This window comes from Gluconacetobacter azotocaptans (assembly GCF_014174355.1).
Classification (GTDB): Bacteria; Pseudomonadota; Alphaproteobacteria; order Acetobacterales; family Acetobacteraceae; genus Gluconacetobacter; species Gluconacetobacter azotocaptans.
On record NZ_JABEQF010000001.1, the window covers coordinates 378,497 to 394,362 of the forward strand.

15 protein-coding genes and 1 CRISPR repeat array (1 of these 16 cut by a window edge) are annotated in these 15,866 nt (G+C 67.9%); of the genes, 7 read left to right on the forward strand and 8 right to left on the reverse strand.

Features of this window, described 5'->3' with window-relative positions:
* Nucleotides 1-667: direct repeats of the CRISPR family, unit length 29 nt; unit sequence GTGTTCCCCGCATGCGCGGGGATGAACCG (it extends 218 nt beyond the left edge of the window).
* A 482-nt stretch (nt 668-1,149) separates the two neighbouring features.
* The 3 genes from HLH34_RS01720 to alr form a co-directional block, all read right to left on the reverse strand.
* Nucleotides 1,150-2,583: an aminotransferase-like domain-containing protein gene (locus tag HLH34_RS01720; RefSeq protein WP_183117963.1), complete on the reverse strand. Its 1,434-nt coding sequence runs from the start codon at nt 2,581-2,583 to the stop codon at nt 1,150-1,152.
* A 122-nt stretch (nt 2,584-2,705) separates the two neighbouring features.
* Entirely contained in the window at nt 2,706-3,962 is a 1,257-nt protein-coding gene (locus tag HLH34_RS01725) for a D-amino acid dehydrogenase (protein ID WP_183117848.1), read from the reverse strand.
* Nucleotides 3,963-4,018: 56 nt separating this feature from the next.
* A complete protein-coding gene (gene alr / locus HLH34_RS01730; protein ID WP_183117849.1) occupies nt 4,019-5,167 on the reverse strand; it encodes an alanine racemase in 1,149 nt (382 codons plus the stop codon).
* A 135-nt stretch (nt 5,168-5,302) separates the two neighbouring features.
* On the opposite strand from alr, the gene HLH34_RS01735 reads away from it, so the two are divergent.
* The 3 genes from HLH34_RS01735 (at nt 5,303) to HLH34_RS01745 (ending at nt 7,732) form a co-directional block, all read left to right on the forward strand.
* Nucleotides 5,303-5,746 carry an Lrp/AsnC family transcriptional regulator gene (locus HLH34_RS01735; protein ID WP_183117850.1) on the forward strand — a complete coding sequence of 148 codons (444 nt, stop codon included), beginning with the start codon at nt 5,303-5,305 and terminating at the stop codon, nt 5,744-5,746.
* Between the two features lie 179 nt (nt 5,747-5,925).
* Entirely contained in the window at nt 5,926-7,275 is a 1,350-nt protein-coding gene (locus HLH34_RS01740) for an aspartate aminotransferase family protein (protein WP_183117851.1), read from the forward strand.
* A 40-nt stretch (nt 7,276-7,315) separates the two neighbouring features.
* Nucleotides 7,316-7,732 (forward strand): tautomerase family protein, encoded by a 417-nt coding sequence (locus HLH34_RS01745; protein WP_183117852.1) that lies wholly within the window; start codon nt 7,316-7,318, stop codon nt 7,730-7,732.
* A 321-nt stretch (nt 7,733-8,053) separates the two neighbouring features.
* On the opposite strand, the gene HLH34_RS01750 is transcribed toward HLH34_RS01745, so the two are convergent.
* Both HLH34_RS01750 and HLH34_RS01755 read right to left on the reverse strand, forming a co-directional pair.
* Entirely contained in the window at nt 8,054-8,947 is an 894-nt protein-coding gene (locus HLH34_RS01750; RefSeq protein ID WP_183117964.1) for an NAD-dependent epimerase/dehydratase family protein, read from the reverse strand.
* Nucleotides 8,948-8,949: 2 nt separating this feature from the next.
* Nucleotides 8,950-10,056, reverse strand: coding sequence for an alkene reductase (locus tag HLH34_RS01755; RefSeq protein ID WP_183117853.1), 1,107 nt, complete (start codon nt 10,054-10,056; stop codon nt 8,950-8,952).
* A gap of 148 nt (nt 10,057-10,204) precedes the next feature.
* Here HLH34_RS01755 and HLH34_RS01760 point away from each other — a divergent pair, with 148 nt between their 5' ends.
* The 3 genes from HLH34_RS01760 (at nt 10,205) to HLH34_RS01770 (ending at nt 12,509) form a co-directional block, all read left to right on the forward strand.
* Nucleotides 10,205-11,119, forward strand: coding sequence for a LysR family transcriptional regulator (locus HLH34_RS01760; protein WP_183117854.1), 915 nt, complete (start codon nt 10,205-10,207; stop codon nt 11,117-11,119).
* A 95-nt stretch (nt 11,120-11,214) separates the two neighbouring features.
* Nucleotides 11,215-12,171: a CHAD domain-containing protein gene (locus HLH34_RS01765; RefSeq protein ID WP_183117855.1), complete on the forward strand. Its 957-nt coding sequence runs from the start codon at nt 11,215-11,217 to the stop codon at nt 12,169-12,171.
* Nucleotides 12,172-12,293: 122 nt separating this feature from the next.
* Entirely contained in the window at nt 12,294-12,509 is a 216-nt protein-coding gene (locus HLH34_RS01770; protein ID WP_183117856.1) for a hypothetical protein, read from the forward strand.
* On the opposite strand, the gene HLH34_RS01775 is transcribed toward HLH34_RS01770, so the two are convergent.
* Entirely contained in the window at nt 12,510-13,010 is a 501-nt protein-coding gene (locus tag HLH34_RS01775) for an L-2-amino-thiazoline-4-carboxylic acid hydrolase (protein WP_183117857.1), read from the reverse strand.
* Nucleotides 13,011-13,209: 199 nt separating this feature from the next.
* On the opposite strand from HLH34_RS01775, the gene HLH34_RS01780 reads away from it, so the two are divergent.
* Nucleotides 13,210-14,190: a DMT family transporter gene (locus tag HLH34_RS01780; protein WP_183117858.1), complete on the forward strand. Its 981-nt coding sequence runs from the start codon at nt 13,210-13,212 to the stop codon at nt 14,188-14,190.
* 24 nt (nt 14,191-14,214) lie between these two features.
* On the opposite strand, the gene HLH34_RS01785 is transcribed toward HLH34_RS01780, so the two are convergent.
* Both HLH34_RS01785 and HLH34_RS01790 read right to left on the reverse strand, forming a co-directional pair.
* Nucleotides 14,215-14,502, reverse strand: a complete 288-nt coding sequence (locus tag HLH34_RS01785) for a DUF1330 domain-containing protein (protein ID WP_183117859.1) — start codon at nt 14,500-14,502, stop codon at nt 14,215-14,217.
* A 72-nt stretch (nt 14,503-14,574) separates the two neighbouring features.
* Nucleotides 14,575-15,726, reverse strand: coding sequence for an acyl-CoA dehydrogenase family protein (locus tag HLH34_RS01790; protein ID WP_183117860.1), 1,152 nt, complete (start codon nt 15,724-15,726; stop codon nt 14,575-14,577).
* Nucleotides 15,727-15,866: the final 140 nt, after the last annotated feature.

Here is a 15,866-nt window from a genome sequence, read left to right on the forward strand (position 1 = left end):
ACGTCATCGTCCATCGCTGGCACGCGTGTGTTCCCCGCATGCGCGGGGATGAACCGGTATAGCCATCATCCACCATTGCCGGTGCCCCGTGTTCCCCGCATGCGCGGGGATGAACCGTCGGTGTGGTGCAGGTTGTGGTCTCCAAGGATGTGTTCCCCGCATGCGCGGGGATGAACCGGTATAGCCATCATCCACCATTGCCGGTGCCCCGTGTTCCCCGCATGCGCGGGGATGAACCGTCGGTGTGGTGCAGGTTGTGGTCTCCAAGGATGTGTTCCCCGCATGCGCGGGGATGAACCGATCTGCCCCGAATGCGACGGCGACGGCCGGCAGTGTTCCCCGCATGCGCGGGGATGAACCGGGCATAGAACGGTCTGCATCCGAGAGGTTCAGGTGTTCCCCGCATGCGCGGGGATGAACCGAAGGGCTAATCAATATGGCATTTCAAAAACAGGTGTTCCCCGCATGCGCGGGGATGAACCGAACGTGCTGAAAAGCAGCCTCTACCCTGGTGCGTGTTCCCCGCATGCGCGGGGATGAACCGTCTAGATCATCGATAGTTACGGTGCGTCCATGGTGTTCCCCGCGTGCGCGGGGATGAACCGATTATTGAATTTCGCCATCCGGTCGCGCCAAGGTGTTCCCCGCGTGCGCGGGGATGAACCGCAGGCCCGGCAGACCGCAATCAATACGGCAAAGTGTTCCCCGCGTGCGCGGATGAACCGGTCGGAGATGTGCGCCTCGTCAACGGCGCCAGGTGTTCCCCGCGTGCGCGGGGATGAACCTGCGGGATCTTACGAGACATCGCGGCCTGATACAGTGTTCCCCGCATGCGCGGGGATGAACCGGAGACGTGACCATGATCGATCCAGATCGAGACGTGTTCCCCGCATGCGCGGGGATGAACTGACGGGCGCCAGCGTCAACGTGCGCTTGCCCAAGTGTTCCCCGCACACACATGCGAGGATGAACCAAACGACCCCCGCACATCCTCGTCCCGGCGACGCGTTCCCCATACACGTGGGGATGAGCAGGGCGAGGCGGCCGTTTCTCAAGCTGAGGTGCTGCGGGTCTATGCGCTGGAGGATGCCGAAAGGCGCCCTGCGAACAGGGTGAGGCAACCGGCAACTGTATGCCACGATCCGGCGGTCAGGCAGGTGGGCGGGCGGCGTCCCGATCCGGCATCGCCTCGCGCAGGAATTGGAACAGGCGTGGGTCGTTGGCGTGGATGACGTTCAGGCGCATCCAGGGTGTTTCGGCCTGGTCGGGCCGGAACAGGCAGCCGGGGGCCAGCATGATGTCTTGCGTGGCCGCCCGTTCGGCCAGGGCGCGCATGTCCGTCGGCCGTCGGGGGGCGGCCCAGACGAACATGCCGCCTTCCGGGCGGCAGAACAGGTCCAGGCCGGCGGCATCCAGCGCGTCGCACAGCGATTTGCGCGCCGTGGCCAGCCTGTCGCGCACGCGGGCCAGGTGCAGGCGGTAGCGGCCTTCGGTCAGGATGGTGTGGACGATGCTTTCGCCCAGGCCCGAACTGGTCAGGCTGCCGGCCATCTTCAGGCGCAGGACGTGCTGGGCCAGGTCGGGCCGGCAGGCCAGGAACCCCACACGCAGGCCAGGCGAGATCGTCTTGGAAAAGCTGCTGACATGGATGACCCGCCGCAACTGGTCCAGCCGGGCCAGGGTGACGGTGTCCTCGGGCGCCAGGCCGGCGAAGATGTCGTCCTCGACGATCAGGAAATCATGCCGTTCCGCCAGCATCAGCGCCTGATGCGCGACCGGCGCGGAATAGCTGGTGCCCGTGGGGTTGTGCAGCCGCGTGTTGGTGACGAACAGCCGCGCGGCGTGGTGGCGCGCCAGCCGGTCCAGATGCTCCAGGCACGGTCCGTCCTGCAGGCGCGGCACGCCGACGATCCGCGCGCCCAGCGATTGCAGGGTGGGGTAGAGGTTGCTGTAGCCCGGATCGTCCACCAGCACCGTGTCGCCGGGGCGGATCACGCAGCGGATGGCCAGTTCCAGCGCCTGGCTGGCGCCATGGGTCAGGATGATCGAACCGTCGCCGCAGGCGATCTGCTGCTGGGCCAGCAGCAGGCGGATGCTCTGGCGCAGCCCGGGGTGCCCGTAGGGGTTGCCGTAGCGCATGATGGCCGGGTCGGGCCGGCGGGCCTGCACGGCCAGCGCGTGGCGGATGGCGTCGGTGAACAGGTACTCCTCGGGCAGCCATCCGCCGCCGGCCTTCAGCAGCGGCGAATTTTCCTCGTACGCCCGTTGCAGCAGCCACAGCGAATCGACCGAGGTGGCGACCGGCGCCGGCACGTCGCGGGCCTGATGGCGGGGGCGGGCCGCCACGAAATATCCGCGGGCGGGCCGGGCCTCCAGCGCGCCATCGGCGACCAGGCGGTTATAGGCGTTGGACACCGTCAGGGTGCTGACCCCGCACTGTGCCGCCAGCCGCCGGACCGAGGGCAGGCGGCTGCCCGGCGCCAGGCTGCCGTCGCCGATCCGCTCGGCCAGCGTCTGGACGATCTGGCTGACCAGCGGACGCGGATGCGCGGGATCGACGTGGAAGGGAAAGGAAAAAACCATCACGAAGGCGCGGCCCGGTTCTGGTCCCGTCGGAACGGGAGGATCGTTCCCGTCTAGATCCGGCCGGCGGTCCTTGCAATGCGCGCGGTCACGCGGCGGGGCCGGCCAGGCCCCGCCGCCGGTCAGGTCCGATAGCGGCTCAGGGCCAGGTCGTCATGCGCGATGTCGGGCGTGCGGCCCGACATGACGTCGGCCAGCACGCGGCCCGACCCGCAGGCCATGGTCCAGCCCAGCGTGCCGTGGCCGGTGTTGAGGAACAGATTGCCGATGTCCGTCCGCCCCACGATCGGCGTGCCGTCCGGCGTCATCGGGCGCAGGCCGGTCCAGAACGTCGCGGCCGGCACGTCGCCCGCGCCGGCGAACAGGTCGGTCAGCGAATGTTCCAGGGTAGCGCGGCGCGGGGCGCGCAGCGACGTGCTGAACCCGGCCAGTTCGGCCGTGCCGCCCACGCGGATGCGGTCGCCCAGCCGGGTGATGGCGATCTTGAACGTCTCGTCCATCACTGTGGACACCGGGGCGCGGGCCGCATCGACGATCGGCGCGGTGATGGAATAGCCCTTGATCGGATAGATCGGCAGGTCCAGCCCCAGCGTGGCCACCATGGCGGGCGAGAAGCTGCCCAGCGACAGCACGTAGGCATCGGCCTGGTACGTGCCGGTGTCGGTCACGACCGCCGTGATGCGCGCGCCGTCGCGCTGCAGCGACCGGATGGTGTTGTTGTACAGGAACGTCACCCCCTGGCGGACCGCCAGCGCGGCCAGGTTCTGGGTGAACTGGAACGCATCGCCGGTTTCGTCCCCCGGCAGGCGCAGGCCGCCGACGATTTTGCCCTCGGCCTGGGCCAGCCCCGGTTCCGCCCGGACGCAGGCCGCCGGGTCCAGAAGGTCGTAGGGGACGTCGTAGCGGTCCAGGATCCGGGTGTCGTCGGCGATGTGGTCCAGTTGCTTCTGGGTGCGGAAGACCTGCAGCGTGCCCTGCTGCCGGTCGTCGTAGCTGATGCCGGTGGTGGCCCGCAGGTCGCGCAGCACGTCGCGGCTGTACTCCGCCAGGCGCACCATGCGTCCCTTGTTGCGGTCGTACGCGGCGGTGGTGCAGTTTTCCAGCATCTGCGCCAGCCAGCGCCATTGCTTCGGGTCCGGCATCGGCCAGAAGACGAAGGGACGGTTCTTCATCATCAGCCAGCGGATGGCCTTCAGCGGCACGCCCGGCCCCGCCCAGGGGGAGGAGTAGCCCGGCGAAACCTGGCCGGCATTGGCGAAGCTGGTTTCCAGCCCCGGGCCCGGCTGCCGGTCGATGACCGTGACCTCGTGGCCGGCCTGCGCCAGGTACCAGGCGGACGTCACGCCGACGACGCCGCTGCCGAGAATGATGATTTTCATGTTTATCCGCTTTTCTGGCCGCTTTTCGGGGCCGCTCGGGGCGGCCGTTTGGAATGTCAGAGGTCGGCTGGGGCGTGGTCCGCGACGTAGGCGCGGTGATAGCGCCGGCCCAGCGAGGTCAGGATTTCGTAGCCGATGGTGCCGGCCGCCTGGGCCACGTCGTCGACGCCGCGCCGGGTATCCAGCAGATCGACCGTGGCCCCGGGGCGGATCAGCCGTTCGGGTGCGTCGGTGACGTCGACGGTCATCGAATCCATCGAAATGCGGCCCAGGACCGGCAGGCGCACGCCGTCCAGCCACGCGCACCCGTCCTCGGCGCCGCAGCGCATGAACCCGTCGGCATAGCCGACGGCGATGGTCGCGATCCGCCGTGGTGACGCCGGACGGTAGGTCAGGCCGTACCCCACCCCATCGTCCGGTCCCACCACGCGGGTTTGCAGGATCCGGGCCTGAAGCCGCACCACCGGATGCAGCGGATTGGGCCGCGTCGCATCGGGCGCCACGCCGTACAAGGCGGCGCCGGGACGGACCAGGTCGAAATGGAAGTCCGGCCCCAGGAAGATACCCGACGAGGCCGCCAGGCTGGCCGGCGCGCGGGGCAGAGCCCCCCGCAGATGCAGCAGCCGCGCGCGCTGACGCGCGCTGGCCGGATCGTCGGGGTTATCGGCGCAGGCCAGGTGGCTCATGACCAGGCGCACGTCTATGCCGCGCAGGGCGTCGGGGTCGTCGGCGATGGCGCCGACGTCGCGTTCGGACAGGCCGAAGCGCGACATGCCGGTATCCAGTTGCAGGACCGCCGGCAGCGGGCGCGCCAACGTGGCCGCCTGCGCGCGCCAGCGGCGCAACTGGTCCAGGTCGTTGATGACCGGGACCAGATCATGCCGGACGCATTCGTCCTCGGTCTGGGGCAGGGCGCCATGCAGGACGATGATCCGCGCGCCGGGCGAGACATGGCGGCGCAGGGCGATGCCCTCGTCGATATGGGCGACGAAGAAGGTCCGCGCCCCTTCGGCCTCCAGCGCCGGGGCCACCTGGGCCGCGCCCAGCCCGTAGGCGTCGGCCTTGACCACCGCGGCGCATTCCGCGCCCCCGGCCCGCGCGCGCAGCAGCCGGTAGTTGGCGCGGATGGCCGCAAGGTCGATGGTCAGGACGGCGCCGGCCCGCGCGCGGGGCCAGCCTGTATCGATAGCGCAAGGAACGGGCATGCGGCGCTCCGGTTCGGGGGACTGTCCCGATCCTACCGGACACCGGGCGGCATTTCCTGCCATTCAATCGCATGATATGCCGCGCAGGGACGAAATATCGCGTCATCATGCGACGGGATGGTGGAATGTGGCCTCATGAATACTGACAAGGTGACCGAGGCGATTCTGCGGCATCTGGGCCAGGATGGACGGATGACCAATGCCGACCTGGCGCAAAAGGTCGGCCTGTCGCCGTCGGCCTGTCTGCGCCGGGTGCGGCAGTTGGAACAGGACGGCGTGATTCGCGGCTATCGCGCGGTCATCGACGAACGGTCGCAGCATGGAGGCACCACCGTGATCGTGCAGATCACGCTGGAACGCCAGACCGAGGAATGCCTGCGCCGGTTCGAGGCCCGGGTGCGGGAATGCCCCGACGTGCGCGAATGCTATCTGATGACGGGAGACGCGGATTACCTGCTGCGCGTGGTGGCGCGGGATGCTGCGGATTACGAACGCATCCATAAGGAGGAACTGTCGCGCATGCCCGGTGTCGCGCAGATCCAGAGCAATTTTTCGATCCGCTCGGTCGTGGGGAAGTAGCACCGTCCGGCCGCGCGATCTGTACAGGTCCGCCGACCGGTACAGCTTCGTGCGGAACGCCGGGAACTGTATATATGCGGATGCGAAACGACGCCCGATACTGACCGGGCGCGTATCGATTTCCGGCATCCGGCCCGGGACGGCGCGCGTCACCTGGCATCAGGATACGGGATCGCACCATGACGCAGCTTTCCGAGGATTTCGACTGCCCGGCCGCCGTGACGGACGGGGCATACTGGCTTCCGTTTTCCGCCAACCGCCGGATGAAGGCCAACCCCGCGCCGCGCATCATCGCGCGGGCGAAAGGCCCCTATTATTATACCGAGGCGGGCGAGGAACTGTTCGACACGCTGTCGGGCCTGTGGTGCACCCCCCTGGGCCACGGCCATCCCCGCATCGTCGAGGCGCTGAAGACCCAGGCCGAGACGCTGGATTACTGCACGGCCTTCCAGGTGACCAACCCCGTTACCGTCCGCCTGGCCGGGCGGATCGCCGAGCGGGCGCCCCAAGGCCTGAATCACGTCTTCTTCGCCAATTCCGGATCCGAATCCGTCGATACGGCGCTGAAGATCGCGCTGGGCTATCACCGCCTGCGGGGCGAGGGAAACCGCTTCCGCATGATCGGGCGGGAAAAGGGCTATCACGGCGTGGGATTCGGCGGCATGTCGGTCGGCGGCATCGTGCCGAACCGCAAGATGTTCGCCAGTGGCATGATCCCGGGCGTGGACCACATGCGCCACACCCACGACCCCGCCCACATGGCGTTTTCACGCGGGCAGCCGACCTGGGGCGCCGATCGGGCGGACGATCTGGAACGCCTGGTCGCGCTGCATGACGCATCGACCATCGCGGCGGTCATCGTCGAGCCGATGCAGGGCTCGTCCGGCGTCATCGTGCCGCCGGTCGGCTATCTGCAGCGCCTGCGCGAGATCTGCACCCGCCACGGTATCCTGCTGATCTTCGACGAGGTCATCACCGGTTTCGGCCGCATGGGCGCGAATTTCGCGGCCGAGCGTTTCGGCGTGACCCCCGACATGATCGTCTTCGCCAAGGCGATCACCAACGGCGTGGTGCCGATGGGCGGCGTGATCGTCAGCGACGAGATCTACAACACCTTCATGGCCGGTCCGCCCAACGCCATCGAATTCTGCCACGGCTACACCTATTCCGGCCATCCGCTGGCTGCGGCGGTGGCCCATGCCGTGCTGGACGTGATGGAGGAGGATGCGGTGCTGGAGCGTGTGCGCACGCTGGAACCGGTGCTGGAGGAAGCCGTGCACGCGCTGCGCGGGCTCAACCTAGTCTCGGACATCCGCAATATCGGCCTGGCCGCGGCGATCGACGTCGTGCCGGTCGATGGCGCGCCCGGCGCGCGGGGGCTGTCGATTTTCGAGAAGGGGCTGGAATCGGGCCTGCTGCTGCGCTGCACGGGCGATACCATCGCCTTCGGCCCTCCGTTCATTTCCACGCCCGAGCAGATCCACGCCATGGTCGACGGCGTGCGGCGGCTGATCCAGGCCGCCGACTGACCCCGCCCGTTTCATCTCTGGTCAAAAGAAGGAAAAACCTATGCCCCTGCTGCATTTTCACCTGATCGAAGGCCGCTCCGACGCCGAGATCAAGACCTTGCTGGACGCCGCGCACGAGGCGATGCTGGAAGCCTTCCAGGTGCCGGCCGGCGATCGCTACCAGATCGTATCCGAGCACAAGCCCTCGCGCATGATCGTCGAGGACACGGGGCTGGACATCCCGCGCACCCGCGACGTGGTGCTGGTGCAGATGTTCAGCCGGCCGCGCGGGGACGAGAAGAACGCCCTGTTCTATCGCCTGCTGGTCGAACGGCTGCAGCAGGCGTGCGGCATCGCGCCGTCCGACGTCATGATCTCGGTCGTCGAGAACCAGGACGCCCACTGGTCCTTCGGCCATGGCCGGGCGCAGTTCCTGACCGGGGAGCTGCCCGGCCCGGCGAAGCCGGCGGCCCACTGACACGAACTTTCCGAAAGACTGACGGATGAGATGTCCCTGCCAAGGGCGTTGCCCTTGACCCACCAGAGGGCAGTCGCCCTTTGGAAACCCATTCGTTATCAAATGATTGGGGTGCAGGGCCTCAGGCCCTGTCGGGTCCAGGGCAGAGCCCTGGTTATACGTCAATCTCAAGGCGAGTTGGTATTATATGGGAACAGGAAGGTCGGGCTTCGCCCGAACCCGGCAAGGGCCTCGGCCCTTGCTCCCATTCGTTTCATGAAGTCCTGGGTTTCCAAAGGGCTATGCCCTTTGGTGGGTCAAGGGCAAAGCCCTTGCCTTGGGTCAGCGCGGCATTTCGGTCTCGATCCAGTCGGTGACCGAATGCCGTGTCGGCGCCCAGCCCAGTTCGCGCCGGGCCTTGCCGGCGCGGACGCGGCTGTTCGACCCCAGGGCGAAGACCGCCAGTTCCCGGCCCCAGCGGGCCACGGCCTCCACCGCCGGCCACGACTGCGCCGGCCCCAGGCCCAGCGCGCGGGCGATGGCGCCCACCAGTGCGCCAAACGATTCCTCGCCGTTCTCGACATAATAGAAGCTGCCGGCCGGGGCCTTTTCCAGCGCCAGCAGGTACAGATCCGCCATGTCGGCGATATGGACGTTCGACCAGATGTTCAGCCCGCGCCCGATATAGCGGGCGATGCCGCTTTCCTTCGCCTGCGCCACCAGGGGCGGGATCTGCACGCTTTGCGCGGGCGCGCCCAGCGTGTTGCCGTAGATCAGGCTGTTGCACAGCACGATCGTGCGCACGCCGGGGGCGGCCTCGACGATCAGCCGGTTCAGGGCGACGCGATGTTCCTTGTCGGGTTCGGGCGTGACGGGCGTGTCCTCGGTGAAGATCGCGTCCGACGGCTCGCCCATCGCCTCGTCGCCGACCAGGCTGGTGCCGCTGGTGTGGATGAAGGGCTTGCCGCTGCCCGCCAGCCCGGCCAGCAGGGCCAGGACCGCGCCCTGATGGTCGCTGTCGGCGGCGTTGATGACGGCATCGGCGGCGCGGGCTTCCGCCGTCAGCAGGGCCGCATCGTCCAGCGTGCCCATGACGGGGGTGATGCCGTGGGCCGCCACGCCCGCCGCCTTGTCCGGCGAACGGACCAGGCCACGGACCTCATGCCCCTTGCCAGCCAGCAGGGCGGCGACCGAACCGCCGATATAGCCGCTGGCGCCGGTGACGAAGATCTTCATGGTCATGCACTTTCCTGCTGATAGGTGGGATAGTCGGTGTAGCCACGCGCGCCGCCGCCGTAATGCAGGCCGCGGTCGGCGGGGCGCAGCGGCCAGCCCTGTTCCAGCCGCGCCACCAGATCGGGATTGGCGATGAACGGCTCGCCGAAGGCGGCGATGTCGATCAGCCTCTCGGCGATCAATGTTTCGGCGCGGTTGCGGGTCATGCCGCCCGCCAGGATCAGGACGCCCGTGTACTGCGCCCGGAACCGGCCGAGGAAATCGGGCGGGATGGCCACGCTGCCGCGCGATTTCTGGTCCATCAGATGGACATAGGCGAGGCCGCGTCTGCTGAATTCGTCCGCCAGGAACAGATAGGTTTCCTCGATCCCGGGATAGGGCTGCATGTCGAACAGCCCGCCATAGGGCGAAAGGCGGATGGCGGTCCGTTCCGCGCCGATGCGGGCGATGACGGCGTCGATCGCGTCCAGTACGAAGCGGGTGCGCCCTTCCAGCGTGTCGCCGCGATAGGCGTCGGTACGGTCATTGACGGTCGGGTTCAGGAACTGCTCGATCAGGTAGCCGTTCGCGCCGTGCAGTTCGACGCCGTCGAACCCCGCCGCGACGGCATTGGCGGCCGCCTGTGCGAAGTCGGCGATCACGCCCCGCACCTCGTCGGTCGAAAGCGCACGGGGCCGGGATACATCGACCGCACCCGGCACGCCGTCCTCCGTCATCCCCCAGGCCTGGCTGTCGCGGGCGATCCGCGCCGTCGAACTGACCGGTGCCACGCCGCCGGGCTGGTTGCTGACGTGGCTGACCCGCCCGACATGCCACAACTGCGTGAAGATCACGCCGCCCGCGTCATGGACGGCGTCGGTGACCTTGCGCCAGCCGGCGACCTGATCCGCGCGGTACAGGCCGGGAATGCACAGGAAGCCTTCTGCGGTGGCCGAGATCGGCGTGCCTTCGGTAATCAGCAGGCCCGCCGTGGCGCGCTGCGCGTAATAGAGGGCGGTCAAATCGTCCGGCACGCCGTCGGGCGTCCGCGCACGGGTCATCGGCGCCATCGCGATGCGGTTGCGCAGCGTATGGCCGACCATACGGAACGGCTGGAAGAGACGATCCATCAAAACGGCTTCCTTGCAGGACGATCGCAGGATTTCTGCCTGCCATCCGGGTGGCGTGGTCCGCGAAATCTGGTCCGGATGGCGGCGCTTGATAATTCGACGAAAGGGCACATCATTTATGAGGATGTTTCACAGATCGGATGGGTAGATGGATAACCGGGCCGGCGAGATGATGGTCTTCACCCGGGTGGTCGAGGCCGGCAGTTTTTCCGAGGCGGCGCGGCAGATGCGCATGACGCCTTCCACCGTCAGCAAGCTGGTCGCCCGCATCGAGGACCGGCTGGGCGTCCGGCTGGTGGAACGATCGACCCGGCGGCTGTCCCTGACCGATGAGGGGCGGCTATATTACGAGCGCAGCGTGGCCCTGCTGTCGGAGCTGGACGCGATCGAGGGCGAACTGGCCCATGGGGCGCGCAATGCCGGCGGCACGGTGCGGATCAATGCCTCGGTGGGGTTCGGCGTGCGGGGGATCGAACCGCTGCTGCCGGAGTTCTGGCGGACCTATCCCAACATCGTGGTCGATCTGTCGCTGTCGGACGAGATCGTGGATTTGTACCTGGATCGGACCGACATTGCATTCCGGGTCGGGCCGCTGGCGGATTCGGGACTTGTGGCCCGCAAGCTGGGCACCGCGCGGCGCATGATCGTGGCCTCGCCGGATTATCTGGCCTGTCGCGGGACACCGCGCGCCATCGAGGATCTGCCGGCCCACAACTGCCTGGGCTTCAATTTCCGCCGTGCCGCGCCGGTGTGGCCGCTGCGCGACGGAGGCCGCGTCGTCGACCGGGTTGTCGGCGGCACCCTGCTGGCGAACAATGGCGAAACCGTCCATCGCATGGTGCTGGCGGGTGTCGGGCTGGGCCGCCTTGCTGATTTCCATGTCCGTCCCGACATCCGGGCCGGTCGTGTGGTGGAGGTGCTGGCCGAGGCCGGGCAGGGCGAAATGGAGGACGTCCATGCCCTGTATCTGGGCGGACCGCGCGTGCCGCAGCGCATTCGCCTGTTCCTCGATTTCATGGTGCCGCGGTTGCAGGCCTTCCTGCGCGATGCCGCCACGGCGTGAGGGCGGGCAGGGTCGCGCAATCGGCAATGGATGACGCGGCCGCTTGTCATTAGGGTTGACGGCCGGTGGAGAGTTCTTGGGAACGGAACGGGATCATGCCCGATATAGTGCTGCCTGCCATTCCTGACAGCCTCAAGGCCGGGCCGATCGTGCTGGGTCATGGGGATACGATCCGGACGGCCGCGTGCACCATCATCGCCGCGATCCATGCGCATCTGGCCGCCAACCTGGACGCCGCCATCGACGGGCGCAATCCGGAAGGGGTGCATCAGGTGCGGGTGGCGCTGCGCCGCTTTCGCGCCCTGGCCGGATTGTTGCGGCGCGACAGTCTCAACGTGGTGCTGGACGGGGCGTCGGGTCATGCCCGCACGCTGGCCCATGCGTTGAACGACGCGCGCAACTGGGATGTGTTCACGATCACGACGCTGCCGGGCCTGGGCGCGCTGGCGCATGTCGAGGTCGATGCGCCGGGCGTACTGGGTCCGCTGTCCGTTCCGCTGCGGCAGGGGGCGGGCGACGCGGCGCGGACGGCGCTGACTGGCGCCGAGGCGCGCCGGTTCCTGTATCTTCTGGAACAGATGATCGACGGAGCGGTCTGGATCGCGCCGCTGCCGGCGGCGGTCCAGCAGACGCTGGACGAGCCGGCCGTCGATTTCGCCGCACGTCATCTGACGCGCCTGCACCGCAAGGCGCACCGCCAGGGGCGGGACCTGGCCCTGCTGGCGCCGGAGGAACGGCACCAGTTGCGCCTGACCTTGAAGAAATTGCGCTATACCTCCGAATTCTTCCAGTCCCTGCATGCTCCGGGCACGGGGGCGGCCCCCTACATACGTCGCCTGTCGCGCCTGCAGGACGTGCTGGGCATGGACAGCGACGTGCTGACGACGCGGGCCCTGCTGGCGCGAATCGGCGAGGCCGCGCCGGGGCCCGACATCCAGCACACGCTGGGCGCCGTGGCAGGCTTCCTGTGCTGCCGTCAGGCAGCCACACAGGACAGGACCTATGCCAGGTGGCGCAAATTCCGGCGGCAACCCGTCTTCTGGCGTGTCTGACCGCGGCTGTCATCAAACCATCACGAACTGTTCTTGCGCCTGTCGTTGCCCGTGGGCATGGCCTGTGCTCTTGCACGCACGTCTTCCGTTGGCATATCGCCGTGAACGAAGGGACCTGCGTCATGTTCAAATCCGAGATCGTCGAAATCGACGGCGTCTTCGTGGGGGTCGTCATCCAGACCCGGCACGATGGCGCACGGGTGTTTCGCGCCATTCACGAATGGCTGCGCCCCCTGAACGGTCAGATCATGTCGTCGTTGCAGGAGGCACGGAACAGCGCCACCGGGCAATTCCGCCGCCGCCGGGTGGCATCGTGCCTGGCTCCAGTCGCGAGTTGATCAGCCGCCGGCTGGCGCCTCCCGTCCGGGGGACGCCAGCCGATAGCGGAAATCGCAGTGGGATGCGCCTTCCATGATCGTCTGGGTGCGGGTGAAGACGATGTCGGGGTTATAGCCGGCACAGAATTGTCCGTCGCGATTGCAGGACAGCAGCGGCCCCAGTTCGCCCAGCCCCATCGCGCGATACATCTCGGCATAGCGGCAGCGGGTCACGTCGAATTCCAGGATGTCGGCCCGCGCGACATGCACCGTCAGTTCCAGCGCGTCCTCGGCCGTCCACAGGCGCAGGGCTTCGGCGAAGTCGGCGAGGTCCGGCATATGGCCCAGCGCTGCGCGGAAGGACGCCCCCTGGTCCACCGCCGAGCGCGTCACCGCATCGCGGATGGTGTCGCGCGCGACCTCCGCCCCGTGGGAGGCCGCCAGCACGTCATGGACGCAGCGCAGGATGTCGGCCTCGATCCGCCGGCGTTCCAGGATGGGCATGGGCTGCTGTGTCGACATGGAAATGCTGTCCCCGCCGGCCCGCGTCCCGCGCATGCCTGTGCGGCAACGGGCCTGATGTTTCGATTCCGGTAATGTTCGGATTGTCGCGCGGCGCGGTCAATATTATCGAAGCGAAAACGTTTCGCTATCCGGATGTCGGGGCGGACCGTTTCGCGGCGCGGGACCCTGCGCCGTATCGCAGCGCAGGCGGAACATCATGTCGCAGCAGGCACACAGGCCCGAAGCCTACGGACGCGAAGCTTTGGGGATCGCGTTCGCGTTCATCTGTCTGGCCATCGTGGGGGTCATGCCCATTATCTCGGACAGCCGTCCGGCCGGGTCCGACGCGCTGAGCTTCGCGTTGCTGATGTCGTTCTGGCAACTGGTCTGCTCGCTGCCGCTGGTGTGGCGCAAGGGGCAGGCCGCCGATGTGATCCTGGGTCGTGTCCGGACCACCGTGCCGCGCGGCTGGATGCATGTGGTGACTCTGGGCACCGGCATGATGTTCGGCCTGTCGACCTATGTGTTCGTGCTGTCGGTCGACAAGGCGGGTGAGGTCTCCACCGCCATCGCGCTGCAGGCCTATCCGCTGTTCTCGACGCTGTGGGAGGTCCTGTTCCTGGGCAAGCGCAAGAGCTGGCTGGAACTGGTCTTCACGCTGCTGATGATCCTGGCGCTGGTCTACCTGGCCACCAACGGCACCTTCCGGATCGCGGGCCTGTCCCTGTGGTTCCTGGTGGCGCTGGCCACGCCCCTGTTATGGAGCGTGGCGCACGTCGCGTTGAAAGAGGTTCTGGACCGCAGCGCCATCACTCCGGCCCAGGTCACATTTTCGCGCCTGCTGGTCTCGACCTGCTTCCTGTTCGTGCTGTGGCTGTCGTCGGGCGGCGGGCAGGCGGGGCTGCGGGATGTCCTGTCGCCACGCTTTCAGGAACTCGCGCTGCTGCTGGGGGCGATCTATTATCTGGAACTGCTGACCTGGTTCCACGCGGTCCGGCATGTCGATGTGTCGGTCGCCAGTTCGATCACCATTCCGGCGCCCGCCCTGACGATGCTGATCGGGGCGGCGTTCATGCATGTGCCGGTCCGGTCGTACCAGGTCGCGGCCATGGGCGTGATCGTCGTGGGCATGTACGGGCTGCTTTATGCCGGCAAGCGCAAGCGGGTGGCGGCCGGCCGCATCCCTGCGGTGTCGTGATAGGTAGGTGCGGCCGGGCGCGCCTTACGTGCCCTGGACGATGACCACCCGATAGGCCGATCCCCGGTGCCGATGTCGGGCGACAGCCTGGTAGGCCGGGCTGTCGTACCACGCGCGGGCGTGGGTCATGGTGGGGAATTCCACGATCACGACCCCTTCCGGTGCGGCGCCTTCCAGAACGTCCTGAGTGCCGTAGGCGGCGAGAATGCGGACCGGATGGCCCTCGAAGGTCGGCGCCACCGCCTGCATGTAGGCGTCGAGTTCCGCCTGATCCGTGGTGTTTTCGCGGGTGAAGACGATATAGGCGGACATGTCGCGGACCTCCTGAGCGGGTAGCAAGGCCGAGACTGACACGCCACGCGGGTTTTTCCAAAAGGGGCGTTGTTATTCGGGCGGGGGCGTCAGGGCGGCCCGGCCGGCGGCAGCCAGCGCCACGTCGGCCTGCGGCGTGTGGATGCGGGCGCACAGCACGTCGCGGTAATGGCGTTCCAGCGGATTATCCTGGCTCAGCGCCGGATTGCCGATGGCGGCGACGGCCTGCTCGACCGCGCGGATCGCGTTTTCGGTCGTCAGATGTTTGACCAGGTTGGCGTCGAGGGCCGACAGGGTTTCGCGGTCGTGCCGGTCGAGCGCATCGGCCAGCAGGGCGCGATTGGTCATCAGCAGCCCGTCGATTTCACCCAGCAGGCTGTGGAAACGCGGCAGGGTGGCCAGCGGCTGGCCCAGGTTGGCGGGAACGCGCGCGTGCAGGAAGGAGATCAGCCAATTCCGGGCGGAGCGCGCCACGCCGTCGTACAAGGCACCGATGACGAGGGCATGGGTGCTTTCCGCGCCGCTGTCGCGCCGGGCCCAGTCCTGGGGCGGACGCAGATCCACCAGATGGTCGTCCGGCAGCGCGACATTGTCGAAGACGATGGTGTGGCTGCCGGTCGCACGCATGCCCATCTGACGCCACGTCCGCTCGATCCGGACCCCCGGTGCGTCCAGCGGCACCAGCGCCTGCCCGGTGCGGGGCGTGTCCTCGCGCGTGCTGACCCAGGCGATGCCCCAGCGCAGCGCGGTGGAGCCGGTGGAATAGATCTTGCTGCCGTTCAGGCGCCATGTCGTGCCGTCGTGGTGCAGCACCGTCGCCGGCATGCCGCCCCGGGCGGGGGTGCCCAGTTCGGGTTCGACCCGCAAGGCGTTCAGCAACGCGCCGTCGCGCACCGCCGCCGTCGAGACCAGTCGGTGCACGTTCTCGGGCCATCGGCCGGACTGGACGATCGCGGCGTGCTGCAGATATTGCATCGACAGGATCAGCGCCGTGGACGGATCGCCCTGGGCGATCGTCCCGACCACCTCGGCGACCTGGCGCAGGCCCAGTGCGTGACCGCCATAGCGGGACGGCACCGTCAGGGCCAGTAGCCCGGCCTGGCGCAGATCGTCCAGATTTCCGGTCGCGATTTCGCCGGACCGGTCGTAGGTGGCGGCCCGCGCGGCGAAACGCGCGGTCAGGGTCCGCAGCAGGTCGGGCGTGTAGGGAAGCCGCGGGTGCATGCCGTCCATCGTCGTGCCTTCGGGTATGATGGCCGACGTTACGGCCCCGCCGAGCGATCATCAAGCCGTGATGACGGTGGGCCGTACAGGCAAAGACCCGCCCTGCCGGCAGGCAGGACGGGTCTTTGCCGCGTGGGACC